Consider the following 26,435-nt stretch of genomic DNA (forward strand, 5'->3'; position numbering starts at 1 on the left):
ACGATGCAGTTTTACCATCAATGATCAAAACGATATCGACTGCAAATCCATCGTTAGTTTCGGTTTTGTTTAGCCTTGTAAAGGTAGTATTTAATTAAAAAGGAGGGTTGACATCGGGCTGACAAAAGATTGCAATATGGGAAATAAACAGGAGAGACCGATAGCTATTGGTATTTGGAATCAAGATACAAAAAAAGCGGCTTTAAAGCCGCTTTTTTTATGGTGTGTTGTCGTTATGGCTTTGCCTCATAAACGTTGTTTTCTTTTTTGACATCGGCCATTAAATCGCTTGGATCGATTACGATGGCTTTGATGGCTTTTTTCTCTTTGTTGATGGTGAAATCATACGCGGTAAAAGCCCAGTCCCATCCTCCTAAAACAGTTCGCTGGATTTCCGGGAACGGATTCTCTTTGTTCCAACGCATTAAGGTATTCGGGATATAGAAACTTTCTTTGGTTCCGTCCTGATATAGCACAAGAATATCCAATGGCATTGGCATTCTTCCGATTCGTTCCAGTGTTACCTTAGTGTTTTTTCCATCTTCGGTAACCGATTTAATGCCGTAATCGATGGTATTTGTGGTTTTGGTCCAGTCGTTTAGGTACCAATCCAATGACGCTCCCGAAACACGCTCGGCCGTACGTTTAAAGTCGTTTGGCGTTGGGTGCGTAAATTTATAATCGCGGAAATAACGTTTTAGGGTTTCCATCATTTTGTCCATTCCGATTACATAGCCCAATTGGGTTAAAAATACTTCCCCTTTGCTATAGGCCGAAATGCTGTAAATCATGTTTTCGTCAAAGCGATCCGCATGTGTGGATTGTGGTTGCTCATGACCGGTATTGACCATATAGAAATAGTTGTTGTAGGCCGATTGGAACGGATTTTCGTCTTCCTGAAGTTTTTTATCCATTACCTTGATCATGGCCAAATCCGAAATAAAGGAGGTAAATCCTTCGTCCATCCAGAAATGTTTGCTTTCGTTGGTCGCTAACACGTGTTGGAACCAGGAATGTGCCATTTCGTGAGCGGTTACGCCAATTAAACTCGGCAGACTTCTGTCGCCGGTAATCAACGTACACATCGCATATTCCATACCGCCGTCGCCACCCTGAATCACAGAATATTGCTTGTAAGGATATTCACCTACGGATTTATTGAAAAAGTCCATTAGAGCAGCTGTTTTTGGCTGAAGCTCTTTCCATTTGTCCATGTATTTTGGGTTGTTTTTGTAGAAAAAGTGCAATTCTACATTGTTGGGTCCCGGATAAATATCGTGGATAAAATCTTTGTCGGCGCCCCATGCAAAATCATGAACCATTGGAGCTATAAAATGCCAGGTAAGGGTTTTGGTTTTTTTAGGATAGGTTACCGTAGTCCCTTTGTCTTCATAGCCGTGGCCGATTTCGTTTTTGTTTTGTAAATATCCGGTCGATCCGATTACATAGTCTTTGTCGATCGTGATTTTTACGTCGAAATCACCCCAAACACCATGGAATTCCCGTCCGATATAGGGATCGGCATGCCATCCTTCGAAGTCGAATTCGGCAATTTTAGGGTACCATTGTGTCATCGAAAGGGCTACACCTTCGTCGGAATTTCTTCCGGAACGACGGATTTGAAGTGGCACCTGTCCGTCAAAATCCAACGTAAAGGTGGTGGATTTTCCCGGTAAAATCGGTTTGGCCAAATCGACTTCCAATACGGTTCCTACTACGCGGTTATTGGCGGTTTCGCCATCCTGTTTGAAATTGGCTACTTTAAGGAAACCGATTTCGTTTGGTTTTAGAGTGCTGATTCTACTTTCTTTTACCGTTTTGTCTCCGGTTTTAAAGCTTTTGACCATACGTTTGTCCGGATCGGATATCGTTTTTAAACGGGCATCCATTTCGCTACCCGGCTGAAAGGCATTAAAATACAAATGGTAAAATACCTTGCGTAAGGTATCGGGCGAATTGTTGGTGTAAACAAGCGTTTGTTTTCCTTTGTACTGGAAGTTTTTCACATCCATGTTTACCTCCATTTTGTAGTCAACATGCTGTTGCCAGTAACCCGGATCCGGATTCTTTTGTGCCCACAAACTGCCCATGCTCAGTAAAGAAAGTAAGAATAACTTTTTCATTTTGTAGTAATTGATTTTTGGATCGTTGCCGATCGGTAGAATAGCCAAAATGGAAGGGGAGTCCCTTCCATTTCAGCGTGTTTTGGAATTATTTTTTAGAAGCCATCTTGTCGGCCATGATCAATGCATTATACGCATTTACCATTTTACCGGATTTGGATATTTCGCTAAACGGTCGTACATTGTTAGGATCCCCTCCTAAAATAACATCCTGTTTTACCGCAATACCGGAATCCATAATGATCTGTTTTACCTGAGCCGCTGTTAGGCTTGGATAGTACGAACGAATCAAGGCTGCTACTCCGGCAACATTTGGTGATGCCATTGACGTTCCCTGTAGGTATTCATAGCTTTGATTTGGTGTAGTCGCATAGATTTTTTCACCCGGTGCAAATACGTCCACATCCGATTTACCGTAGTTGGAGAAATCGGCAACCAATTCCGGCCCGTACACATAGTTTAAGGCGCCTACCGTAAGGAAGTTGTTTGCAATTTCTGGTCCCATTTTGATGTTGTCGTTCGGGAAACGATCTACACCGCCATCAGCATTCAGGTCTAAACCTTCGTTACCGGCAGCCACCACCAATAGTACGTCTTTTGAAGCCGCATATTTGATCGCATCATATACCCATTCCGGATGTTGTGCAAAGTATTTTCCGAAACTTCCGTTGATCACTTTAGCACCGTTGTCTACCGCATAACGAATTGCCAATGCGATATCTTTATCGTATTCGTCTCCGTCCGGTACTGCTCTTACGGCCATGATTTCTACGTTATTACTCGCAACACCATCGCCTCCCAATCCGTTTCCACGGGTTTGTGCGATAATACCGGCTACGTGTGTTCCGTGTTTCGCACCTTCTTTTTCTGGCCCGATTACGTTATTGTCGCCGTATTTTACATCTTTGATATCGTCCGGATTGTCACCAACCAGTTTTCTTCCGTTAAATTCAAGGTTTAAGTGGTAGTTCACCTGACTGTATACCTGGTCTTTAAACTCGTCGATTTTCTTCAGATCGTTCCCCGTTTGAGGTAATACCTGCGACATTACCATTTTCGCCTGGTTTACAGCCGGATCGGTCGTCTGGATTTTCTGAATTTCCTCTAAAGTATAGGTGTCTTTCTTTAAATGCTTTTTAAGGGTATTGCTGGCATTTAAGATAAAATCCAATTGTTGTTTGGCCTGAATTACCTCATTGTATTCTTTATCGTAGGCCTCTTTTGCTTTTTTATAGGCTTCGGAATTGGTGTCTCCTTTTTTCAGGATACGCGTGAATTCCATATTTTCATGTTCGGCTTTTCCTAAGAAATTCCATCCGTGGATGTCATCGATAAATCCGTTTTTATCATCGTCGATACCATTACCAGCGATTTCTTTTGGATTGTTCCAGATAACCGGTTTTAAATCTTCATGATCAATATCCACTCCGGAATCCACAACTCCAACGATTACTTTTTTACTTTTTTTACCTTTTAAAAAGTCATAGGCTCTGTCTACACTCATTCCGGGAACTGTATCTTTAATAAGATCCAGATGACTCCAGCGTTTTAAATCTTTTTCGGCCAGTTTACCCACTTTAACCGGCATATTATCCGGTGCGGAAATAGGTGCGTAAACACTTGTTTTTTGTGTGCTGCAACTTGCCAGGGCTATAGCCAGTGCGGCAGATAAGTAAAGCGGTTTTATTAGTTTCATATTCTTTGTTTTTCTGATTTTATAGGTCGAAAGTATTTTTTTTTGTTACAAAAAGGGCTGAGATTAACACTACTTTAGTATTTCATCACAAGTAAATACGTCTTTTAAACGTACGCCTTTTTCGGTATGTTCGACGGTAATGATTGGATTATGTGCATCGTGTTCTAAAAACAAAAGATAGTTTTTATCGGCAGCGTGGTTCATGAATTTGGTTTTTTCGTCCAATGTTAACAGCGGACGGGTGTCGTATCCCATCACATATGGAATCGGGATATGACCGGCTGTAGCTAAAAGATCGGCACAAAAAACAAGGGTTTTGCCGTTGTATTCGATATGCGGAATCATTTGCTTTTCGGTATGACCGTCGACAAAAAAGATGCCAAAGCCCAATTCCGATTTTTCAAGGAAATCGCCATCCGGACGTTGTATAAATTTCAGCTGACCGCTTTCTTGGATCGGTAAGATGTTTTCACTTAAAAAAGAAGCTTTTTCGCGGGCATTCGGTTTGGTGGCCCATTCCCAATGGTTTTCGTTGGTCCAGAACGTTGCATTTTTAAAACCGACTTCGTATCCGGTCCGGTCTTTATTCCAGACTACGCTACCGCCGCAATGATCAAAATGCAGATGCGTCATAAATACATCGGTAATATCGTCGCGGTGAAAACCGTGTTGCGCCAATGATTTGTCAATCGTATGATCACCCCAAAGGGAATAATACCCGAAAAACTTGTCCGATTGTTTGTTGCCCATTCCGGTATCGATCAGAATCAGTCGGTTGCCATCTTCGATCAACAGGCATCGTGCCGCGATATCAATAAGGTTGTTTTCGTCGGCAGGATTGGTTTTGTTCCAGATGGTTTTCGGAACCACGCCAAACATAGCGCCACCATCCAGTTTAAAGTTGCCGCTTTCTATAGGATATAATTTCATTGCATTCGTTTTAATTTGGAATGTAAAGATACTTTTTAATGCTAAATCAGGAAAAATAAATACAGCTAAACCGCAACCGGTTTGAATAAAAATGGGAAAAACTTACAATAATAGAGGACTTTTTAGGATTTAAAAATGACAAATATCATGTTATAACTATTTTCTATCAAGCTATTCGTTATAAAAATGTTAGGTAGTATGGCAAACCGCAATATTTGTAATATCTTTGCTGGAAATTAGAAATAATCTGTTTAAACATTATGATAAAAGTATCTGAAACAGCAAAAAAAAGAATCGTCCATTTAATGGAAGACGATGGTTTTGACGCTGCTACCGATTATGTTCGCGTAGGCGTAAAAAGTGGCGGTTGTTCAGGCTTATCGTATGACTTAAAGTTTGATAAAAGCTTAGGCGATGATGATAAAGTGTTCGAAGACAATAATATAAAAATAGCGGTTGATAAAAAAAGCTTTTTGTATTTAGTGGGAACTACTTTGGAATATTCCGGAGGATTAAACGGAAAAGGATTTGTTTTTAACAATCCTAACGCGAACAGAACCTGCGGTTGCGGTGAAAGTTTTTCACTTTAAAAGATAAGTCATTATACCAATACCTTTATTCCGGCTTAAAACCGGAATAAGGTACAAGTATTGAGAACAAGCATATAGAAATGAGTAAGTATACTGAAGAAGAATTAAAAAAAGAACTGGAAACCAAAGAGTATGAATATGGTTTCTATACCGATATCGAATCGGAAACGTTTCCTGTTGGGTTAAATGAAGACATCGTTCGGGCCATTTCGAAAAAGAAAGGGGAACCGGAATGGATGACCGAATGGCGACTGGAGGCTTTCCGCGCCTGGACGGAAATGATCGAACCGGAATGGGCTAACGTACACTACGAAAAACCGGATTTTCAGGCGATCTCCTATTATTCTGCTCCTAAGAAAAAAGATAAATACCAAAGTTTGGATGAGGTGGATCCGGAATTACTGGAAACCTTTAAAAAACTGGGTATCTCTATAGACGAACAAAAGAAACTGGCCGGTGTGGCGGTCGATATCGTAATGGACTCGGTTTCCGTAGCCACTACGTTTAAAAAGACGTTGGCCGAAAAAGGAATTATTTTCTGTTCCATTTCGGAAGCCATTCAGGAACACCCGGAATTGGTGCGTCAATATATCGGTTCGGTGGTACCGCAAAAAGACAATTTTTATGCCGCATTAAACTCGGCGGTATTCTCCGACGGTTCGTTCTGTTATATTCCAAAAGGCGTACGTTGTCCAATGGAATTATCGACTTATTTCCGTATCAATCAGGCCGGAACAGGGCAGTTTGAAAGAACACTTGTTGTTGCCGACGAAGGGAGTTATGTGAGTTACCTGGAAGGATGTACCGCACCATCGCGTGACGAAAACCAATTGCATGCTGCCGTTGTGGAACTAATCGCGCTGGACAATGCCGAAATTAAATATTCGACCGTTCAGAACTGGTTCCCGGGGAATAAAGACGGAAAAGGTGGGGTTTTTAACTTCGTAACCAAAAGAGGTTTGTGTGAGAAAAACGCCAAAATTTCCTGGACGCAGGTTGAAACCGGATCAGCGGTAACCTGGAAATACCCGTCATGTGTATTAAAAGGGGATAACTCGGTAGGCGAATTCTACTCGATTGCGGTGACCAATAACTTCCAGCAAGCCGATACCGGAACCAAAATGATTCACTTAGGAAACAATACCCGAAGTACAATTATTTCCAAAGGTATTTCTGCCGGAAAATCACAAAACAGTTACCGTGGATTGGTTCAGGTGAGTGCCAGAGCCGAAAATGCCCGTAACTTTTCGCAATGTGACTCGTTACTAATGGGTAACAATTGCGGGGCGCATACGTTCCCGTATATCGAATCCAAAAACAGTACGGCGAAGATCGAACACGAAGCAACGACGAGTAAAATTGGAGAAGATCAGGTGTTTTACTGTAATCAGCGGGGTATTCCAACCGAAAAAGCGATTGCATTAATCGTAAACGGATTCAGTAAAGAGGTCTTAAACAAACTTCCGATGGAGTTTGCCGTGGAAGCACAAAAATTACTTGAAATTTCATTAGAAGGATCGGTAGGTTAATCCCGAATCTTTCGAACAGTATAGAAGCAACGGAGACGTTACAAATAAAAATTAAACATTAGAAGCGAAATGTTAGTTATCAAAAATTTACACGCTAGCGTAGAAGATAAAGAAATATTAAAGGGGATCAATCTGGAAGTAAAAGCCGGAGAAATCCACGCAATCATGGGGCCAAACGGAGCCGGAAAAAGTACGCTTTCTTCGGTAATTGCAGGTCGGGAAGATTATGAAGTGACCGAAGGGGAAATCCTTTTGGAAGGGGAAGAATTAACCGAACTGGCACCGGAAGAGCGCGCACACAAAGGGGTGTTCTTATCGTTCCAGTATCCAATTGAAATCCCGGGTGTTTCTGTAACCAACTTTATGAAAACGGCGATCAACGAAACCCGTAAAGCACAAGGTTTGGAAGAAATGCCAGCCAATGAAATGCTAAAAATGATTCGCGAAAAATCTGAATTATTGGAAATCGACCGTAAATTCTTATCCCGTTCGTTAAACGAAGGTTTTTCCGGTGGTGAGAAAAAGAGAAACGAGATCTTCCAAATGGCGATGTTGGAACCGAAACTGGCTATTCTGGATGAAACGGATTCCGGTTTGGATATCGATGCCTTGCGTATCGTTGCCAACGGAGTTAACAAACTGAAAAGTAAAGACAACGCCGTTATCGTAATTACACACTACCAAAGACTTTTGGATTATATCGTTCCGGATTTCGTTCACGTTTTACACGATGGTAAAATCGTTAAAACCGGAGGTAAAGAACTGGCATTAGAGCTGGAAGAAAAAGGATACGATTGGATTAAAAACGAAAACTAGATTTCGGTATAACCGGTTGTTCCGGTTTTGAAACGCATAAACATGGATTTAAAAGAAAAACTGTTAGCCTCTTTTATGGCTTTTGAAGAACGCGTAGATGTACAGGCAACCCTGCACGACGTTCGTACCGAAGCCTTGAAGAACTTTGAAAATAAAGGTTTTCCAACCAAAAAGGAGGAAGCCTGGAAATATACGTCGCTGAACGCTATTTTAAAAAAGGATTTCAGTGTATTTCCGAAAGAAGAAAGTGCTGTCGATTTTAAGGAGGTAAAGAAATACTTCCTGAATGATGTGGATACTTATAAAGTGGTTTTTGTGGATGGGGTTTTTAGCTCGTTTTTGTCATCAACAACACACGACGGACTGGATGTTTGTTTGATGTCATCGGCATTGACCAAACCCAAATACAAAATGATAATCGATACCTATTTTAATCAGGTAGCGAGTAAAGAAGAAAGCTTAACGTCCCTAAATACGGCTTTTGCCTATGAAGGTGCGTATATCAATATCCCGAAAAGTAAAGTAGCCGACAAACCGATCGAAATTATCTACTTTTCCACCGGAAACGAAGCGGCTTTGATGGTACAACCCCGAAATCTGATTATCGTGGGGGAAAACGCGCATGTGCAAATTACAGAGCGTCACCAGAGCTTAAACGAGAATCCGGTATTGATCAATTCTGTTACTGAAATCTTCGCGCACAAACGCGCTATTGTCGATTTCTATAAGATTCAGAATGATGTGCAAACCACAACATTGATCGACAATACGTATATTTCCCAAAAACAGGAAAGTATCGTTTCGGTACATACCTTTACGTTTGGTGGAAATATCACCCGTAATAACCTGAACTTCTATCACGAAGGCGAGCGTATCGACAGTACGTTAAAAGGAATTACAATTATTGGCGACAAACAACACGTAGATCACTATACCTTGGTACACCATTCACAACCAAATTGTGAAAGCCACCAGAATTACAAAGGTATCTTTGGAGACAATTCAACCGGTGTGTTTAACGGGAAGATTTATGTGGAAAAAGAAGCGCAGAAAACCGATGCATTCCAGCAAAACAACAACATTTTGTTGAGTGATAAAGCGACGATAAACGCCAAGCCGCAGTTGGAAATCTTTGCCGACGATGTAAAATGTTCGCACGGTTGTACGATCGGACAGTTGGACGAAAATGCGATGTTCTACATGCAACAACGCGGAATTCCGAGAAAAGAAGCCAAAGCGTTATTGATGTATGCCTTTACAAGTGAAGTAACCGCAAGTATTAAAATACCGGAATTGAAAAACAAAATTGCCCGTATCATTGCCACTAAATTAGGGGTGAATATGGGATTCGATTTGTAATACAAGACCACTCAAAATAAATGAAAGCCTGACAAAATTGTCAGGCTTTTTTGTTTAAAAACATGCGTTTTGCGAATTTTAAATGGTTTTATACGAGTGAATTACGATTTTTATTGTTAATTTTAATTGCGAGATGGATGAGGTTCATGAAAATCTAATAAAAATCTAATGAGATAAATTAGCTTTTATTTGAGTGAAGGTGGAATTTTGTTGCAGAATTAAGATTCGTTGTTGAAGACAAATTTCAATACTGTTTTTATATGAAATTGAAACTATTGCTCACTTTTGCCCTCGTAGTTATGGCAAAAGACGTGGTGGTATCGCAAACGGTTTACGATATCAAAACGGCACTACAAACCGCAAAGGCCAATAACCGGGAACTCAAATCGGAACAGCTCACCGTACAGGTGGCACAAGCCGACGTGGTTACGGCGAAATTACGACCAAACCTGTCGTTAAACAATCAGACACTACAACTGGCCGAATCGGCACATTATGCGCCCGGTACCCAATGGAGTAATGCCCAGAACCGCCAGGTTTGGTGGCAGCTAACCAAACAGTTCCAGCTTCCGTCACAACGGAAAAATAAAATCGATGTGGCCAATAAAAGTGTAGCCGTTTCGGAAGCAGCCTATCAGGATTTCGAACGCAACTTGCTTACGGATGTCGCGATGAAATGGCTGGATGTATGGTTGGCACAGAAAAAATGGCAAACGGCTTTGATGGCCAAAAACAACTGGGATACGTTGGTTACGATCAATAAAAACCGATTGAAAAATCAGGTGATCACCACGACCGATTATAATCGTACGGAGTTGGTAGCCAATCAATACAACCTGTTGTCGCAAACTTCAAAACAGGATTACCAGAATAAATTAAATACACTGAAATTCGCTTTAGGTGTGACGAATGATATTGCCATTGCTGCGGATGATGCTGTCGAACTTTCGGCACTGCAAAACCAGGATCAGATGTTGCAAAACGCCATCGAAAACCGAAGCGATATCAACGTGCTGAAAAACAATGTGGAGATGATGAAAAGTAATATCTCCCTTCAGAAAAGCATGGCCTATCCGCAACCGGAATTGGGAGCGATTTATAATCCGCAAAATACGGTGCCGTATGTCGGGATTTATGCGACGATTGATCTGCCGTTTTTCGATAGAAATCAAGGCGAAATCAAAAAATCACAGGTCACCAAAGACAAAGCCGAACAAGAACTGGCAACCTCCAAAGAGCGTATCAAAACAGAAATTGGAAACGCCTACGCCAGTTACAAACAGTTCGAACAGAATGCCGGAAATCTGAAAAAAATGAAAGAACAATCGTATCAGATTCTAAGTAATGTGAAATATGCCTATATGCGCGGCGGAACCACTTTAATCGACTTTCTGGAAGCACAACGTACGTGGTACGACAGTCAGGAAAATTATTACGAAGCGGTCTACCAGCACAAAGAAAGTTATATCCAATTACTATACACAACAGGTTTAATAAATCAAATCGCACAATAATGAAACGTGTTTTTTCAATTTTAGTTTTAGGGCTCTTGCTTTCCTGCAATTCCAAAGAGAAAAAGAAAGTAGAAGACCCACAGCCTCCGAAAGTAGAAAACGACGGAAGCCTTATCACGTTCACGGATAAGAGTATATTCAACCTCTTTAAAACCGAAGTAATCGGAAGCGGTTCCTTAAGCGGGGATTTGATGGCGGTTGGTCAGGTAGGCGCAACGGTACTCGGATCGGATTCCGGTAGTTCCAACAATATTGTGTTGTTCGAAAATCCCGAACTGGCTTCCAATTACACCCAATTGATCCAGCATCAGATTAATATCAAACAAATCAGTAATGTCAATATCAAACAACGTCAGATTGAGTTGGCCCGGGCAAAAGACCTGAATCAGCACGGTGCGATGACCGGCCAGGAGTTGTTAAATGCGCAAACGGCTTTGTCTATGGAAATGACCAATTTGTCGAACGAAAAAGCAGCAATCATCGAACACGAAGCCATGTTGAAATCGGCTGGTTTCGATCCGGATTTGTTGCGAAGAGCACAAAAAGGTGCGGCCTATCTGGTGAGTGATATTCCGGAAAATCAAATCAGTAAATTGAAAAAAGGGGATACCTGTCGTATTCAGTTTACGGCCTATCCGAATGAAACCTTTACCGGTAAAATCGAAGCTATTGCCGATCGGGTGGATTTTACCACGCGTATGGTGAAACTGCGCATCGGATTAAATAATGCCGACGACCGACTAAAAGTGGGGATGTATGCCAATGTGGCTTTCGGGTTAAAAAGTAATAATACGATTAGTGTACCCAAAACGGCTATCGTAACGGTGCAAGGTAAAAACTATGTGTTTATACAGAAAAACGACTCTCAGTTTGAACGAAAAGAAGTGCAGATCGGACAGCAGATTGGCGATCGGATTATCATCTTCGGAGGTGTCGATAATGGAAGTAAAGTCGTAAAAGACGGGGTAATGCAGCTTAAAGGATTGTCATTCGGTTACTAAAAAGTTATACAAATGGTACAAGCTCAGATTTTTATTGACAAAGACGAATTGAGAGGCACGCGTCCTTTATACGAATTCATCTTATTGTTTCTGTTGGAAAAAAATATCGCAGGAGCAACCGCATTTAACGGATTTATGGGCTTTGGAAAACACCAGAAGCTGAAACGGCCGAACCGGGAATTTTCTTTTGACGAAACACCGCTGGTGATCTCTTTTGTCGATACAAAAGAAAATGTGGAAGAAGCTATAAAAGAATTGCGAAACGTGTACAGCGGAGGATTAATTATCACACATGCTGTGGAACAATGGTAAAAAATGATTAAGAATTTACTTTTATTCTCACTTAGAAACCGATGGATTGTAGTGGGGATCAGTATCGCTTTGATGCTGGTGGGCTATTTTTGCTTTACGCAATTAAAAATTGAAGCGTATCCGGATATTGCCGATACCAACGTAATTGTTGTGGCACAATACAAAGGGCGTGCTGCCGAAGAGGTGGAACAACAGGTTACAGTGGCTATCGAACGGGCGCTACAAAATACACCGAACGTACTGGACAGAAGAAGCCGTACGATTTTCGGTCTGGGAATTGTTCAGTTGACGTTTAAAGACGGAACAGACGATTATTTCGCCCGACAACAGGTTATGGAGCGATTGGCAACAGCCGATTTGCCGGATGGTGTGGAGGTCGAATTGGCGCCATTGTCAACCGCGGTTGGGGAGATTTTCCGTTATGTGGTGGAAGCACCGCCAAGTTTTACACCAATCCAAATCCGGGATTTACAGGACTGGGTGATCAAACCGTATTTGCTGCAAACCGATGGGATTGCTGATATTACGACCTTTGGCGGGCCATTAAAACAGTTTCATATTCAGTTATCACCGGAAAAACTGCGAAAATACGACCTGAAAATTTCCGATATTGAGGAAAAGGTAGTTGCGAATAATATCAACTCCGGAGGAAATACCATCGAACGTGGCGGACAGGCTTTTGCGGTTCGTGGACTCGGAGCGATTAAAAGCGAAAAGGATATTGAAAACATCGTGATCAAAACGGCCAACGGACTTCCGGTTTTTATCCGCGATGTGGGCGAAGTGGAAATCATGCCACCACCGCCAAGTGGGGTTTTGGGCTATACATTCCCGGATGAAAAAGTGGATGTCAATAATGGAGTGGAAGGAATCGTGTTATTACGCCGTTATGAAAACCCGAGTGAGGTTTTAAAAAGTCTGAAACAGCGCATCGCCGACCTTCAGGATCACGAATTACCGGAAGGGGTGAAAATCCGTACAATGTACGATCGTAGCTTCCTGATCAATCACTCGCTGGAAACCGTAGGGCATACCTTGTTCGAAGGAATCAGTATTGTGATTATCGTCTTGATCTTTTTCCTGGGAAGCTGGCGAAGTGCATTAGTGGTAGCGTTGACCATTCCGTTCTCGTTATTGTTTGCTTTTATCATTATGCGATTAACCGGTATTCCGGCCAACTTGCTATCGTTGGGAGCGATCGACTTCGGGATTATCGTTGATGGTGCCGTGGTCATGGCCGAACACTTGATCAGGCGTTATAAAAAGGCGACCATCGAAGAGCGAAAAGAAGGTATTGTAAAAATTACCATGCTTTCGGCTCAGGAAGTGGGGCGTGAGATTTTCTTCTCGGTGGCGATTATCATTCTGGCCTATATGCCGATTTTATTGATGACGCGTGTAGAAGGGAAATTGTTCTCCCCAATGGCGTTAACATTATCGTTTGCAGTAGTGGGTTCGATGTTGGCAGCGCTAACGCTGATACCGGTACTGATCTCGTTTGTGTATAACAAAGTGGTTTCGAATACCGATTCGGAGATCAAAGAACACAAAAACATCGTACTGGATTATCTGGATAAAAAATACAGCAAGCTACTTAGTGGATTGTTGAACAATTATAAGAAAACCGTTTATATCGGAATGGCGGTGGTGTTTGTACTGATCGCATTCGGAGCGCGTTTGGGATCGGAGTTCTTACCGGAATTGGACGAGGGATCGATCTTTATCCGTGGAAATTTCCCGGCGGGTATTTCGATTCAGGAGAATTCGACCTATTCGCCTAAAATCCGAAAAGTGATTTCCAAATATCCGCAGATTTCCTATATCATTACACAGGCGGGGCGAAATGACGATGGTACCGACCCGTTCCCGGCCAACCGTAACGAGATTCTGATCGGATTAAAAGATTATAAATTGTGGAGTGATACGATTACCAAAAAAGAACTGGTAAAAATGGTTCGTACCGATCTGGAACATGCGTTGCCAAGTGTGCGTTTCTCCTCCGGTCAGCCCATTATCGACCAGGTAATGGAGATTGTAACCGGTAGTGCGGCCGATTTAGCGGTGAGTATCGTGGGAGATGATTTGCAGTTGATGCGTTCCAAAGCCGATAGTATTGTGTCGATTGTTAATAAAATGAAAGGAAGTGCCGCGGTGAACATCGAACAGGAAGGACCGCAGGAACAGTTGTCAATCCATATCGACCGTGAAAAAACAGCTCGTTTTGGAATTAATGTTTCCGATGTTCAGGATATTATCGAAGCCGCGATCGGTGGAAAAGCGATTACCACCTTATACGACGGTGTAAAACGATACGATATCGTAGTGCGCTATTTGCCACAACACCGTGCGAATATCGATGAGATCAAATCCTTATTAGTGACGTCAACCAATGGGGCTTTAATTCCAATTGATCAGTTGGCGGATGTAAGTTTTATTCAGGGACAAACCAATATTTACCACTACAATGGAAAACGTATGATTACTGTACGTACCAATATCGTTGGACGCGATCAGGTGAGTTTTGTAAAAGAGCTGGAAGGAAAAATCAACAAAACGGTTAAAGTACCAAAAGGCTACCAGATCATTTACGGTGGGCAATATGAAAACCTGGAACGTGCCGGTAAACAATTATTACTAACAATTCCATTAACGATTGGACTGGTGTTTATATTACTGTTCTCACTTTATAAAAACTTTAAAGACACGTTGATTACGATGGCTTGTATCCTGTTTGCCCTTGGTGGCGGAATCACAGCCTTATTGTTACGCGGTTATTACTTTAACGTTTCGGCAGGTGTAGGATTTGTATCGATATTTGGTATATCGGTAATGGCCGGAGTATTGCTCGTCTCGGCGCTCAATAGAGCCAATGTAGGAATCAGTGATGAAAGTTCCCGAGAGACGGTCGAAAAAGTCTCCAAAGAGCAATTGCGCGCAATCTTATCCATTCTGGTATTAGCCGTACTGGGATTAATACCGGCGGCAACGTCAACCGGAATCGGTTCCGATGTACAACGTCCGTTGGCTACGGTAATTATCGGAGGATTGTTGAGTACGCTTGTTTTTGCACCGCTTATCATTCCGGCCTTGTATTACTGGATTCATCCAACGAAGAAAATTTAACAGGAGATCTCAATCCTAAAGCCGTGCCGATATGCGAGGTCGGTACGGTTATACATAAAAAGGCGGTCCGTTTTTGGACGGCCTTTTTTGCTTTCCCAAAAGGCTCCCTTAAATCTGTCTTAATTTATGCGTCTTTTAAAGAAACATCCCGTAAATTTGCATGGATTAAAAAATGGAGGGACAGGCGATTCGCTTGTCTGCAATTCCATCTGACAAAAAACAGTAAAATCAGATGAAAAAACTAGATATTCAGGCCGTAAGAGCCGATTTTCCCATACTTTCTCAAACAGTAAACGGAAAACCGCTGGTCTATTTTGATAATGGCGCCACCGCCCAAAAACCGAAAGTGGTAATCGATGCGATTACAAAATATTACGAGGAAATCAATGCGAATATCCATAGAGGCGTGCATACCTTGAGCCAGTTGGCAACCGATGCGTATGAAGTGTCCCGTAATACGATTCAAAAACATCTGAATGCCAAACACAATCACGAGATTATTTTTACGTCGGGGACAACCCATGGAATTAATCTGGTGGCCAATGGTTTTGCCGCACTTTTACAACCGGGCGATGAAGTAATGGTTTCGGCTATCGAACACCATAGCAACATCGTGCCGTGGCAGTTTTTATGCGAGCGTACCGGTGCAAATTTGGTTGTGATTCCGATGAACGAAAAAGGAGAATTGATCCTTTCGGAATTCGACAGGTTGCTGAATGATAAAGTAAAAATCATTGCGGTAAATCATATTTCTAATGCGTTGGGAACGGTAAACCCAATTGCCGAAATCATTGAAAAAGCACATCAGGTTGGTGCAGCCGTTTTAATCGACGGTGCACAGGCGACGCCCCATTTACGTCCCGACGTACAGGAACTGGATTGCGATTTCTATGTGTTTTCCGGTCATAAGGTTTGCGGACCAACTGGAGTCGGAATCTTATACGGAAAAGAAAGCTGGTTAAACCGACTACCACCGTATCAGGGTGGAGGTGAAATGATCAAAGAAGTAACCTTCGAAAAAACAACTTACGCCGATTTACCGCATAAATTTGAAGCCGGAACACCCAATATCGCAGGCGGAATCGTTTTAGGAACCGCAATCGATTATCTGAATGGAATCGGGTTTGAAGCCATCGAAGCCTACGAACAGGAATTGTTGGCCTACGGAACCGAAAGATTATTGGAAATTGAAGGCGTAAAAATATACGGAACCGGAGCGCATAAAGCGTCGTTGATTTCGTTTAACATTGAAGGTATCCACCCGTACGATATCGGAACGATTGTCGACAAACTGGGAATTGCCGTACGAACCGGTCACCACTGTGCACAACCGGTGATGAATTTCTTCGATATTCCGGGAACGGTGCGCGCGTCGTTTGCGTTTTACAATACGAAAGAAGAAATTGATATCTTTGTAGAAGCTGTAAAAAAAGCAAAACAAATGTTATCCTAAAAACAAGCCTATGAGACTAGTAACCCTTTTGGCATCGGTTATTATTACCTGTACAGGATGCAACTGTACGAAGAAAAATATAGCCGGATCGACAGCAAAAGAAACCGAACTAACGATGAAACAGGAACAACAAAACCCGGTTTTTGAATATGATGCTTCATCAAGAGGGTTCTATCGAAAAATCGTACTGGACAATAAGGAATTACGGGTAAGCAGTACAAGAGGTGATAGGAGTGAACCAACGGTGATACAACTTTCGGATCAGGAGTGGAATGATATCCTGACGAACTTTAAAAAGATAGATCTGAAAGCGGTGCCGGAATTAAAAGCACCTACCGAAAAAAGGTTTTATGACGGTGCTGCGATGGCCAATTTTACGATACAAACCAAAGAAGGAACGTATACCGCACCTACTTTTGATCACGGATTTCCGCCGGCAGCGATTGAAAAAATTGTAAATAAGCTAAATGAATTAGCCGACAAAAAATAACAAGATGACGATAAAAGCAATTCAGGAGGAGATTGTAGACGAATTCTCGATGTTTGATGACTGGATGCAACGGTACGAATACATCATTGAACTGGGGAAAAGTTTACCGCTCATTGAAGAACAGTATAAACAAGACGAAAATATAATTAAAGGCTGCCAGTCGAAAGTATGGTTGTATGCGGAAGAGAAAGACGGAAATATCGTTTTTACGGCCGATAGCGATGCCATCCTGACCAAAGGGATTATTGCCATCCTGATCCGTACCTTTTCGAACCAGTCGGCGCAGGCTATTTTAGAAGCCAATACCGATTTTATCGACGAAATCGGATTAAAAGAACACTTATCACCAACCCGTGCGAATGGACTGGTGTCGATGATCAAACAAATTAAAATGTATGCTTTGGCGTTTCAGTCCAAAAATTAAAGGTTATGGAAGAATTTAACGATACTATAAATCTGGGAGAAAATGTGGTAACAGTACTGAAAGGTATTTATGATCCTGAAATTCCGGTAGATATTTACGAATTGGGTCTTATTTATGATGTAATGATCAATGAAGACAATGACGTAAAGATCTTAATGACACTTACTTCACCAAACTGTCCGGTAGCGGAAACTTTACCGATGGAAGTAGAAGAAAAAATCAAATCCATCGATGCGGTAAAATCCTGTGAAGTGGAAATCACGTTCGATCCGCCATGGAGTAAAGACCTGATGAGCGAAGAAGCCAAACTCGAACTGGGAATGCTGTAATGGAAGAGATTGTAAACAGAGTCGCGAATAGTGTTTTGCAGGTTTTTGACCTGGAAGACTATTATCCGGAAGGGCCTCGTTTTTCCATTGATATTTCGCAATGGCTTTACGAAGGTCTGGTGCTGCGCGAAAAAGATTTCCGCGAACAGCTTAAAAACCATAACTGGGAGACCTATAAAGACGGTTTTGTGGCACTATCCTGTAGTACGGATGCGATTGTTCCTGCGTGGGCATTTATGTTAATCACGGCTTATTTGGAGCCGGTTGCCAAAAATGTTTTCTGGGGAACGATTCCGCAAATGGAAATTGGATTGTATCAGGAAATACTGCAAAAGCTGGATTATAGCAGTTATCAGGATAAACCGGTGATCATCAAAGGGTGCTCCCGCAAACCGGTTCCGCAGGAAGTCTATGTGCTGGCCACGCAAAAGCTGATGCCGGTTGCCAAAAGCATTATGTTTGGCGAAGCCTGTTCGGCCGTTCCGGTTTATAAACGCAAATAGTATTTGTCGGTTTTTACACAGTTTTTTGTGATTTTTTTGTGATTTTTTTGTGATTTTTTTGTGATTTTTTGTTACCTTGTGTGAAACAGAAAATTCTACCTATGAGAAAAATTGCATTGACACTGCTTTGTTTTATCGGTACTATGGCCGTTCAAGCACAGGAACCTGTTCAGGATACTACAAAACACTGGACAACCAAAGGGAATATTTCATTCCTTCTTAATCAATCGGCCTTTAACAATTGGGTTGCCGGAGGAGAAAACAATATCGCCGGTAATCTGGGCGTGAATTACGATTTTAATTATAAGAAGGGTGACTGGTCCTGGGACAATAAAATTATTGCCGCCTACGGGCTTGTAAAAACGAAGAACTCCGCTTTTGAAAAGAAAACGGACGACCGACTGGAGTTAAACTCGCTATTGGGTAAAAAAGCGGCTGGTTACTGGTATTATTCTGCTTTTTTAAACTTTAAAACGCAGATGACAAAAGGATACAAGTATGGGACGGATGCCGATGGTGCCGAAACCCGAAGTGAATATACCAACTTTCTGTCTCCGGGATACCTGTCTTTTGGTCCGGGTATGCTTTGGAAAAAAAGTGATAATCTGAAAGTAAACCTTTCACCGGCGACTTCTAAGTTAACATTTGTTGACAAGAATTTTACCTTGCCCAATCAGGGTTATTTTGGCGTGGATGAAGGAAAAAGTATGCGATATGAATTGGGTTTTAACGCATCGGCCTATTATAAGTTTAACCTGATGGAAAATGTATCGGTTGAAAATATACTAAACCTGTACTCCAATTATCTGGAGGATCCGCAAAACGTCGATTTGGATTATCAGTTAAATATCGTGATGAAAATCAACAAATATTTATCGACCAATCTGGCTTTCCAAACCATTTATGATGACAATGCTTTTAAAGGATTTCAGATCCGTCAGGTATTGGGACTTGGAATCAATTACGGATTTTAAAATTTACACCTGACAGTTTTTTAAAACCTGTCAGGTGTAAATAATAGTGTAAATAAAAAGGCTGTCCACCGACAGCCTTTTGTTATTCTTCATCTTCCTTTTCAACGGCATCCTTATAATCAGGATATAGGAAATTATTATAAGGGAAGCGCGTAATGTGAATTGTTCGTACGGCTTCGTATACTTTTTCACGGAATTCCTCGAAATTTTGTTTACTGGTTGCCGAAATAAATAAGGCATTGTTTTCGCCTACTTTCGACATCCAGGTGTTTTTCCACTCGTCCAATGTATAGTGTTTGGTTGTCCGTTCGGTAATCAGATCATCGGAGTCAATCGTCAGGTGTTTATAAGCGTCGATCTTGTTAAATACCATGATCGTTGGTTTATCGGCACTTTTAATATCCTGTAAAATCTGATTTACAGAGGCGATATGATCTTCAAAATCGGGATGCGAAATATCTACCACATGTAATAATAAATCGGCTTCGCGTACTTCGTCCAGCGTACTTTTAAAGGATTCCACCAATTGTGTTGGTAATTTGCGGATAAATCCAACGGTATCCGATAACAGGAATGGTAAGTTCTTGATCACTACTTTACGAACGGTGGTATCTAAAGTGGCGAATAGTTTGTTTTCGACAAACACATCACTTTTACCAATGGCATTCATTAAAGTCGATTTTCCTACGTTGGTATAGCCCACCAAGGCCACGCGAACCATAGCACCGCGGTTGCTTCGTTGTACGGACATCTGACGGTCGATGGTTTTGATTTTCTCTTTTAATAAAGCGATACGATCCCTAACAATACGACGGTCGGTTTCAATCTCGGTTTCACCGGGACCACGCATACCAATACCACCTCGCTGTCGTTCAAGGTGCGTCCACATACCCGAAAGACGGGGTAGCAAATACTGACATTGTGCCAGTTCTACCTGTGTACGGGCATAGGATGTTTCGGCTCTTTGCGCAAAAATATCCAGGATAAGGTTGGTACGATCCAGAACTTTACAGTCCAAAAGTTTGGAAATGTTTTTTTGCTGTGCCGGTGTAAGCTCGTCGTCAAAAATCACGGTTTTAACGTCGTTATCTTTTATATAGTATTGGATCTCTTCCATTTTACCGGTTCCCACAAATGTTTTGGGGTTGGGTTTGTCCATTTTTTGAGAAAAACGCTTCACCACTTCACCTCCGGCTGTAAAAGTCAGAAATTCGAGTTCATCCAGATACTCGCTAAGTTTTTCCTCACTTTGCTCTTTGGTTATGATTCCGACAATTACGGTTTTTTCAAAATTTATTACTTCTTTCTCTAACATTCTTTTCTATTAAAGTACAAAAATAAGCATTTCAGGATTAATCGGAATAAATTATTAAATCATAACTAAAGAAGCATTTTGTATTACAAACAGGCCATAAAGTATTTTTTTTACTAAATGGATAGGATTTTTGTATTGCCTCACCAATTAAAATATTTAATGATGAAGAAAACGTTCCTGATGCTATTGATGATTATGCTTAATTCTATTTGTTTCTCTCAGGTTTTTCCGGAAGGATTTGAAGGAAGCTTTCCGCCTTCCGGTTCGGAAGGAGCCTGGATCGTAACGCACAACGGAATAGGGATGGGACCGATGAACCGGAATATCTGGAAACAAACGCCTCGTATTACGAGTGTGTATAATCCACATTCCGGAAATTATGCTGCTATGGTCGAAAAAATAAACATTGGAGACGGTAAAACAGAAGAAGACTGGCTTATTGCACCCAAAGTTGCCATTCCGGTCGGTGGCGAATTGTCCTTCTATATTTTGCATGGACGTGCCGGTGATCAGGGATCCAAACTCAAAATAAAGATTTCAAAAACAGCTCAAACGGATCTGTCTTCTTTTACAGAAGTAGCTGAATTCTCAGAAAGTCAAATTGGTTCTGTTTCAGGTGTCTATAAAAAGATGACGATTACTTTTAACGAACAACACGTCACAGCAGATGAAATGGTTTATATCGCCTTTGTGCGCGTGCATAAGCAGACGGAAGGTAGTACTGGTGACCGCTTTTTGATTGATGATATCGAATTGAAATCTCCCTGTGTTACACCAAAGGATATCAAGATAACGAATGTTACCGCCAATTCGGCAGTGTTAGCCTGGGCGCTTCCGGACAGTCCCGGAAAATGGGAAATCGAACTGATTGCTGCTGCTTCGCCACTTTCCGAAAGTACTACTGTAACCGAAAACCAATATGTTGTCATAAATCTTAATCCTCAAACGACCTATCGCTTCAGAGTGCGGTCGGAATGTGGGGAAATGGCATACAGTGAATGGAGTGATTTCTATGCGTTTACTACCCTTGTGAATAATGACGAGTGCCGTAATGCTCAAACGATTCCTGTAAACGAAGATCAATCCTGTAGTAAAGTAGTACCGGTATCTTTTTTAGGAACTACGATAACCGGATCCGATAGCTGTGTACCGGATAATAATGGCGATATATGGTTTTCTTTTACGGCTACTCATGAAACTCATATGATTGACCTGATTAATTTCAAAGGAAACGCAAAACCGGTTGCCATAACGATGTATGAAGGAAAACAATGTGATCAAATACAACCAATATATTGTAATACCACTAATTCTTTACTGGCATTGGGATTGCGGATAGGGACTGTTTATACCCTCCGGCTGGCGGTTAATAGTCTGCGTGGAAAAACAACCTTTAGCTTTGATCTCTGTGTTAAGATACCGGATGTTGTCCAGAGCAAGGCTACAGATTGTCTGGTTTATACTGTAAATCCGGATTTTGAAAAGCCTTTACATCAGGTGAAATCAGCATATCCCCAACTTTATAATCAGCACAGTGTTCCGGGATGGAAAACAACAGCGGAAAATAACCATATAAAATTTTGGCATTCGGGTAATAATCTGAATATACAGGCTTATTCAGGAACTCAGTTTGTTGAAATTAATGAAACGGAAGGTTCGGATATATACCAGGATTACGCGACGGCAGTTCCTATATCCTTTCGGTGTCGTTTTTTGCACAGAGGTCGGGATAATGAAAGTTCCTGTGCACTCTATGCCGGTCCGCCGGAAGGTCCCTTTGCTTTAGTTGTGATCGCTACAACAGGGAACAATGCCTGGAAGGAGTATGTCGGAACGTACGCTGTTCCGGAGAATCAGCCTGTAACCCGTTTTATTTTTAAAAACCAGTCAGGTAGTGGCAACCTTCTGGATGATTTTGAGCTAAAAAGCGATAATAGTATTATCACACCAGGCCCTATACTGTTAAATTGTGCCAACGTTTTGGCAAATGTCTCAGCAAAAGGGGAGGGTGTCTGGCTGGCCGATACTAATAATCCCGGAACATCTACGATAGGGGATTATCATGCCAATAAAACTACGATCTCCGGATTTACAACAAGCGGAACCTATCGTTACTACTGGAAAACAGCATATTGTGTTGATATACTTGATGTGAAAATTGATAATGAGGATAAAACAACCCTTCTGACGTTTAATCCGATCGGGCCAATTTGCCCGGGAGCAGCCGTTCCGAAATTACCCAGCCGTTCGAAAGAAGGAATAGCAGGTGCCTGGATGCCACCGGTAATCAGTAATGCTATTACGACGACTTATATCTTTACCCCGTATGCCAATCAATGCGTAAAACAAGGTATTACAGCATCGCTTACAGTAGCAGTACAACCGATAGCGGTAACTGTTCTTAGTGATTGTACCGATGATGAAGTCGTGCTGAAAATACAACCAGAAGAAGGAAATACTTTTGACCTGACAAAGACTCATTTTCAATGGTTCTGTGATAAAAAAGGAAAAGTAGGCGATAATATGCCTGATTTTAATGTGACTCGTTATTGCCGGGATTGGATTAATGATGTTGCTTTTCCGATTGTTTTTACGGTTGAAGTTACTGTAGCAGGTAGATGCTCCGTTACAAAAGAAATTGTCGTCAAAGGGCTGCGTTGTCAGATTCAAAAAGGGATCTCGCCCAATAACGATAATTTGAACGACACTTTTGATTTAACGGGGTTTAGTGTCGAAAAACTAAGCATTTTTAACCGATACGGTACGGAAGTTTACAGTCATGGTGCAGGCTATACCAACCAATGGTTCGGACAATCCAAAAATGGCAGTGAGTTGCCGGATAGCACCTATTTCTATGTTATTGATTTGGAAAAAGGTGAAACAAAAACGGGTTGGGTTTATATCAGCAGAGAAAATAGATAATAACATCAGAGAACGCCTGATCGTGTTAGGGGATTTATTGAGAAGTAGTATAGCAATGAAGAAAATATATTTGACCGCCTTTTTAGCCCTGATCGGATTAAAAGAGGCCTCAGCACAACAAGACCCACATTATACACAATACATGTATAATATGAATGTCATCAACCCGGCGTATGCCGGTTCGAAGGAGACCTTATCCTTTGGGTTGTTATACCGCAAGCAGTGGGTTGATCTTGAAGGGGCTCCGTCTACGGCTACCTTTTCGGGTCACAGTCCGGTAGGTAAGAATGTAGGATTGGGACTTTCGGTAATTTCGGACAAGATCGGTCCTGTGAAAGAGAATAATGTGTACGCTGACTTCTCCTACACCTTAAACCTTGGTGGTGAACACAAACTGGCTTTGGGATTAAAAGCGGGAGCGACTTTCCATAAGGTTGGGCTATTATCGGATGTAAGTCCGTATGTTCCGGATGCGAACGACCCTGCTTTTGCCGAGAACACCAGCCGTACGTTTTTTAACGCGGGAGCCGGATTGTTCTACTATACCAATAAGTACTATTTGGCAGCTTCGGTACCCAACATGTTAAAGTCGACGTATTTGGATTATAACGGCCGTAAATTCGGAAGTGATACCCAACACTATTTTGTAACGGGGGGATATGTATTCGATTTAAGCGAGAATGCAAAATTCAAACCGTTCTTTATGGTGAAGTCGGCCTTCGATGCGCCAACTTCGTTTGATGTATCGACCAACTTCCTTTTTTATGACAAATTCGAAATCGGAGCTACTTACCGATTGGACGATTCCTTCGGAGCGATGGTTAACTATGCCATTACGCCAAGCCTTCGTATCGGATATGCTTATGATCATATCGTATCCGATTTAAAAAAAACGGCATCATCATCGCATGAATTTATAGTACTGTTTGACCTCTGTTTTTCTAAAATTGCATCCAAATCGCCCCGATATTTCTAACATTAAATAGCCTACAGTATGAAAAAAATGGTCTTCGCTTTTGTTGTCGCAATTATTAGTTTTAAAGTAGCCGCTCAGCATGGAAATACCTATATAGCGGATAGTTATTTTAACCGTTCCGAATATGCCAATGCGGCTGATGCCTATTTGGAAGTAATGGATAAAAGTCAGAGGAAAGATAAAAATTATATATATAAACAACTGGCCGACAGTTATTACAATATGCCTGATGCTCCTAAAGCTAATGAATGGTATGCTAAGGTAATCGCTAAAAAACAAGATGCCGAAACCTATTATCATTATGCCGAGATGTTAAAGGTAGAAGGAAAATACGAGGAAGCTAACAAACAAATGAAACAGTTTGTCAAAATGTCGCCCAAGGATCCGCGAGCAATTGCTTTTAAAGAAAATCCAGACTATCTGACTAAATTAAATAATATCGTAAAAATTTTCGATCTGAAACGATTGGATTTTAATAGCGATAAATCGGACTTCGGTGCGTTTTTAAGTAGTGATAATATGCTATATTTTGCTTCAGCTCGTAACACTTCGCGTAAAATCTACGGATGGAACAATGAGCCGTTTTTGGATTTATATGCTGCTGTTTATAATGCCAACGGAACCTTTAGTGAACCGGTGTTGGTCGATAATATCAACTCAAAATACCATGATGGACCGGCTACAATCAGCGCCGATGGGAATACGATGTATTTTGCCAGTGAGAGTTTTAAGAAGAGATTGTTTCATCGGAATAAAGTGAAAAAAATAAAGCAAGGCCAGGTTAATTTGTTTAAAGCCATTAAAATAGACGGAAAATGGGGTGACATCAAACCCCTTCCGTTTAACAGTAAAGACTATTCTACCAGTAACCCAAGTTTGAGTAAAGACGGTAAAACATTGTACTTCTCCTCAAACATGCCCGGTTCGGTAGGAGGTGTGGATATCTGGAGAGTAACGCTCAATGAAGATGGTACTTATGGTAAACCTCAGAATCTGGGTAAAACAATCAATACTAAGGGAAATGAAAGTTTTCCGTTTGTGACAGACGATCATAAATTGTTTTTTGCATCTAATGGGCATCAGGGATTTGGTGGATTGGATGTTTACTGCGTCGATCTGGTTGGAAAAATGAAAGTTAGCAATCTGGGAAAACCGGTAAATTCTGCGAAAGATGACTTTGCCTTTAGTTTTAATAAAGCAAAAAACATCGGATTCGTTTCAAGTAATCGCGACGGATCGGATAATATTTACAGCGTTATCCCGCTTGTTGTTTCCGAAAACACAATTCCGGAAGCGACTGAGACAGATTGGAAAGAAGCAAAAGAACCGGAAAAACCGATATTGCTTGTTGAGAACTCCGATCTTGTAAAAAAAGAGGCCGCAATTGGTGTCGATGGATTGGTGCAGGGAATCAGGTTGCCAACCAAAGCGATGCTGAATCAATCGGACGATGCAAATGGGATTAGAACAACGGCATCCGAATCTATAGGCGCAGTAAAAAAAGAAGATGCAATCGTCGCTAGTAATACTGATAATGCGCATACAGCCGTAACAGGTGAAAACGCAAATCATACCATTGCTGTTGGAGCAAAAGCATTGGATGATATTTATTTTGACTTCGATAAAAGTGTAATTAACGAGGTGGCGGCAAAAGAATTGGATAAACTGGTTCGAATAATGAACGAAAACCCGGAAATGGTTGTCATGGTAAAGTCGCATACGGACAGCCGCGGGAAACAAGGTTATAATTTAAAACTTTCGGTACAGCGGGCGGAAGCAACGGTTCAATATGTGATTTCTAAAGGTATCTCCCAAGAGCGGATTTACGGTGAAGGATATGGCGAAAGCCTTCCTAAAGTGAACTGTCAGGATGATTGTACCTTCTGGAAACATCTTCAGAATAGAAGATCGGAATTCATAATTGTTAAGAAATAAATAATAAAATAATTTAACAATACTCAAAGAGCAGCCTATATGGCTGCTTTTTTTGTGAATTTTAACATATAACGTTAAGTTATTGCTAATTTTATTTTATATTTGGGGATTAAACTTATCA

Annotated in this window: 21 protein-coding genes; 17 read left to right on the plus strand and 4 right to left on the minus strand. The window is 41.4% G+C overall.

Features of this window, described 5'->3' with window-relative positions; genetic code table 11:
• Nucleotides 1-233: 233 nt before the first annotated feature.
• The 3 genes from ABFU83_RS15430 to ABFU83_RS15440 form a co-directional block, all read right to left on the minus strand.
• On the minus strand, nucleotides 234-2,123 hold the full coding sequence (locus tag ABFU83_RS15430; RefSeq protein ID WP_347067214.1) for a M1 family metallopeptidase: 1,890 nt from the start codon (nucleotides 2,121-2,123) through the stop codon (nucleotides 234-236).
• A gap of 88 nt (nucleotides 2,124-2,211) precedes the next feature.
• Entirely contained in the window at nucleotides 2,212-3,819 is a 1,608-nt protein-coding gene (locus ABFU83_RS15435) for a S8 family peptidase (protein WP_347067216.1), read from the minus strand.
• A 69-nt stretch (nucleotides 3,820-3,888) separates the two neighbouring features.
• Entirely contained in the window at nucleotides 3,889-4,749 is an 861-nt protein-coding gene (locus ABFU83_RS15440) for an MBL fold metallo-hydrolase (RefSeq protein ID WP_347067218.1), read from the minus strand.
• A 260-nt stretch (nucleotides 4,750-5,009) separates the two neighbouring features.
• Between ABFU83_RS15440 and ABFU83_RS15445 the strand changes: the two genes are divergently transcribed.
• From ABFU83_RS15445 to ABFU83_RS15510, 14 genes are all read left to right on the plus strand, one after another.
• A complete protein-coding gene (locus tag ABFU83_RS15445) occupies nucleotides 5,010-5,339 on the plus strand; it encodes an iron-sulfur cluster assembly accessory protein (RefSeq protein WP_347067219.1) in 330 nt (109 codons plus the stop codon).
• A gap of 80 nt (nucleotides 5,340-5,419) precedes the next feature.
• On the plus strand, nucleotides 5,420-6,868 hold the full coding sequence (gene sufB / locus ABFU83_RS15450; RefSeq protein WP_347067220.1) for a Fe-S cluster assembly protein SufB: 1,449 nt from the start codon (nucleotides 5,420-5,422) through the stop codon (nucleotides 6,866-6,868).
• Between the two features lie 69 nt (nucleotides 6,869-6,937).
• On the plus strand, nucleotides 6,938-7,684 hold the full coding sequence (gene sufC, locus ABFU83_RS15455) for a Fe-S cluster assembly ATPase SufC (protein WP_347067222.1): 747 nt from the start codon (nucleotides 6,938-6,940) through the stop codon (nucleotides 7,682-7,684).
• A gap of 42 nt (nucleotides 7,685-7,726) precedes the next feature.
• Nucleotides 7,727-9,043, plus strand: a complete 1,317-nt coding sequence (gene sufD / locus ABFU83_RS15460; protein ID WP_347067224.1) for a Fe-S cluster assembly protein SufD — start codon at nucleotides 7,727-7,729, stop codon at nucleotides 9,041-9,043.
• A 260-nt stretch (nucleotides 9,044-9,303) separates the two neighbouring features.
• Nucleotides 9,304-10,557: a TolC family protein gene (locus ABFU83_RS15465; RefSeq protein ID WP_347067225.1), complete on the plus strand. Its 1,254-nt coding sequence runs from the start codon at nucleotides 9,304-9,306 to the stop codon at nucleotides 10,555-10,557.
• Nucleotides 10,557-11,558: an efflux RND transporter periplasmic adaptor subunit gene (locus ABFU83_RS15470; protein WP_347067226.1), complete on the plus strand. Its 1,002-nt coding sequence runs from the start codon at nucleotides 10,557-10,559 to the stop codon at nucleotides 11,556-11,558. Before ABFU83_RS15465 ends, ABFU83_RS15470 begins: the two co-directional genes overlap by 1 nt.
• Before the next feature lie 12 nt (nucleotides 11,559-11,570).
• On the plus strand, nucleotides 11,571-11,870 hold the full coding sequence (locus ABFU83_RS15475; protein ID WP_136404379.1) for a DUF190 domain-containing protein: 300 nt from the start codon (nucleotides 11,571-11,573) through the stop codon (nucleotides 11,868-11,870).
• 3 nt (nucleotides 11,871-11,873) lie between these two features.
• On the plus strand, nucleotides 11,874-14,993 hold the full coding sequence (locus ABFU83_RS15480) for a CusA/CzcA family heavy metal efflux RND transporter (RefSeq protein ID WP_347067228.1): 3,120 nt from the start codon (nucleotides 11,874-11,876) through the stop codon (nucleotides 14,991-14,993).
• Nucleotides 14,994-15,225: 232 nt separating this feature from the next.
• Entirely contained in the window at nucleotides 15,226-16,446 is a 1,221-nt protein-coding gene (locus ABFU83_RS15485; RefSeq protein ID WP_347067229.1) for a cysteine desulfurase, read from the plus strand.
• 10 nt (nucleotides 16,447-16,456) lie between these two features.
• Nucleotides 16,457-16,936 carry a hypothetical protein gene (locus ABFU83_RS15490; RefSeq protein ID WP_347067231.1) on the plus strand — a complete coding sequence of 160 codons (480 nt, stop codon included), beginning with the start codon at nucleotides 16,457-16,459 and terminating at the stop codon, nucleotides 16,934-16,936.
• A gap of 4 nt (nucleotides 16,937-16,940) precedes the next feature.
• The gene (locus ABFU83_RS15495) at nucleotides 16,941-17,360 is read left to right on the plus strand and encodes a SufE family protein (protein WP_347067232.1); all 420 of its coding nucleotides are present in this window, start codon (nucleotides 16,941-16,943) and stop codon (nucleotides 17,358-17,360) included.
• Between the two features lie 5 nt (nucleotides 17,361-17,365).
• Nucleotides 17,366-17,689, plus strand: a complete 324-nt coding sequence (locus tag ABFU83_RS15500; RefSeq protein ID WP_347067234.1) for an SUF system Fe-S cluster assembly protein — start codon at nucleotides 17,366-17,368, stop codon at nucleotides 17,687-17,689.
• Nucleotides 17,689-18,192 carry a DUF2480 family protein gene (locus ABFU83_RS15505; protein ID WP_347067235.1) on the plus strand — a complete coding sequence of 168 codons (504 nt, stop codon included), beginning with the start codon at nucleotides 17,689-17,691 and terminating at the stop codon, nucleotides 18,190-18,192. The genes ABFU83_RS15500 and ABFU83_RS15505 overlap by 1 nt, the downstream gene beginning before the upstream one ends.
• Nucleotides 18,193-18,293: 101 nt before the next feature.
• Entirely contained in the window at nucleotides 18,294-19,166 is an 873-nt protein-coding gene (locus ABFU83_RS15510) for a DUF3078 domain-containing protein (RefSeq protein WP_347067237.1), read from the plus strand.
• An 82-nt stretch (nucleotides 19,167-19,248) separates the two neighbouring features.
• Here the strand turns inward: ABFU83_RS15510 and hflX are convergent, their stop codons facing one another.
• On the minus strand, nucleotides 19,249-20,481 hold the full coding sequence (hflX, locus tag ABFU83_RS15515; protein WP_347067238.1) for a GTPase HflX: 1,233 nt from the start codon (nucleotides 20,479-20,481) through the stop codon (nucleotides 19,249-19,251).
• Nucleotides 20,482-20,643: 162 nt separating this feature from the next.
• Here hflX and ABFU83_RS15520 point away from each other — a divergent pair, with 162 nt between their 5' ends.
• The 3 genes from ABFU83_RS15520 to ABFU83_RS15530 are packed head-to-tail and all read left to right on the plus strand — an operon-like array spanning nucleotide 20,644 to nucleotide 26,314.
• On the plus strand, nucleotides 20,644-23,403 hold the full coding sequence (locus tag ABFU83_RS15520) for a gliding motility-associated C-terminal domain-containing protein (RefSeq protein WP_347067240.1): 2,760 nt from the start codon (nucleotides 20,644-20,646) through the stop codon (nucleotides 23,401-23,403).
• 55 nt (nucleotides 23,404-23,458) lie between these two features.
• Nucleotides 23,459-24,379: a type IX secretion system membrane protein PorP/SprF gene (locus ABFU83_RS15525; RefSeq protein WP_347067242.1), complete on the plus strand. Its 921-nt coding sequence runs from the start codon at nucleotides 23,459-23,461 to the stop codon at nucleotides 24,377-24,379.
• Nucleotides 24,380-24,397: 18 nt separating this feature from the next.
• Nucleotides 24,398-26,314, plus strand: a complete 1,917-nt coding sequence (locus ABFU83_RS15530; RefSeq protein WP_347067244.1) for an OmpA family protein — start codon at nucleotides 24,398-24,400, stop codon at nucleotides 26,312-26,314.
• The last annotated feature ends 121 nt before the right edge of the window (nucleotides 26,315-26,435 follow it).

The organism is Flavobacterium sp. WV_118_3 (assembly GCF_039778605.1).
Taxonomy (GTDB): domain Bacteria; phylum Bacteroidota; class Bacteroidia; order Flavobacteriales; family Flavobacteriaceae; genus Flavobacterium.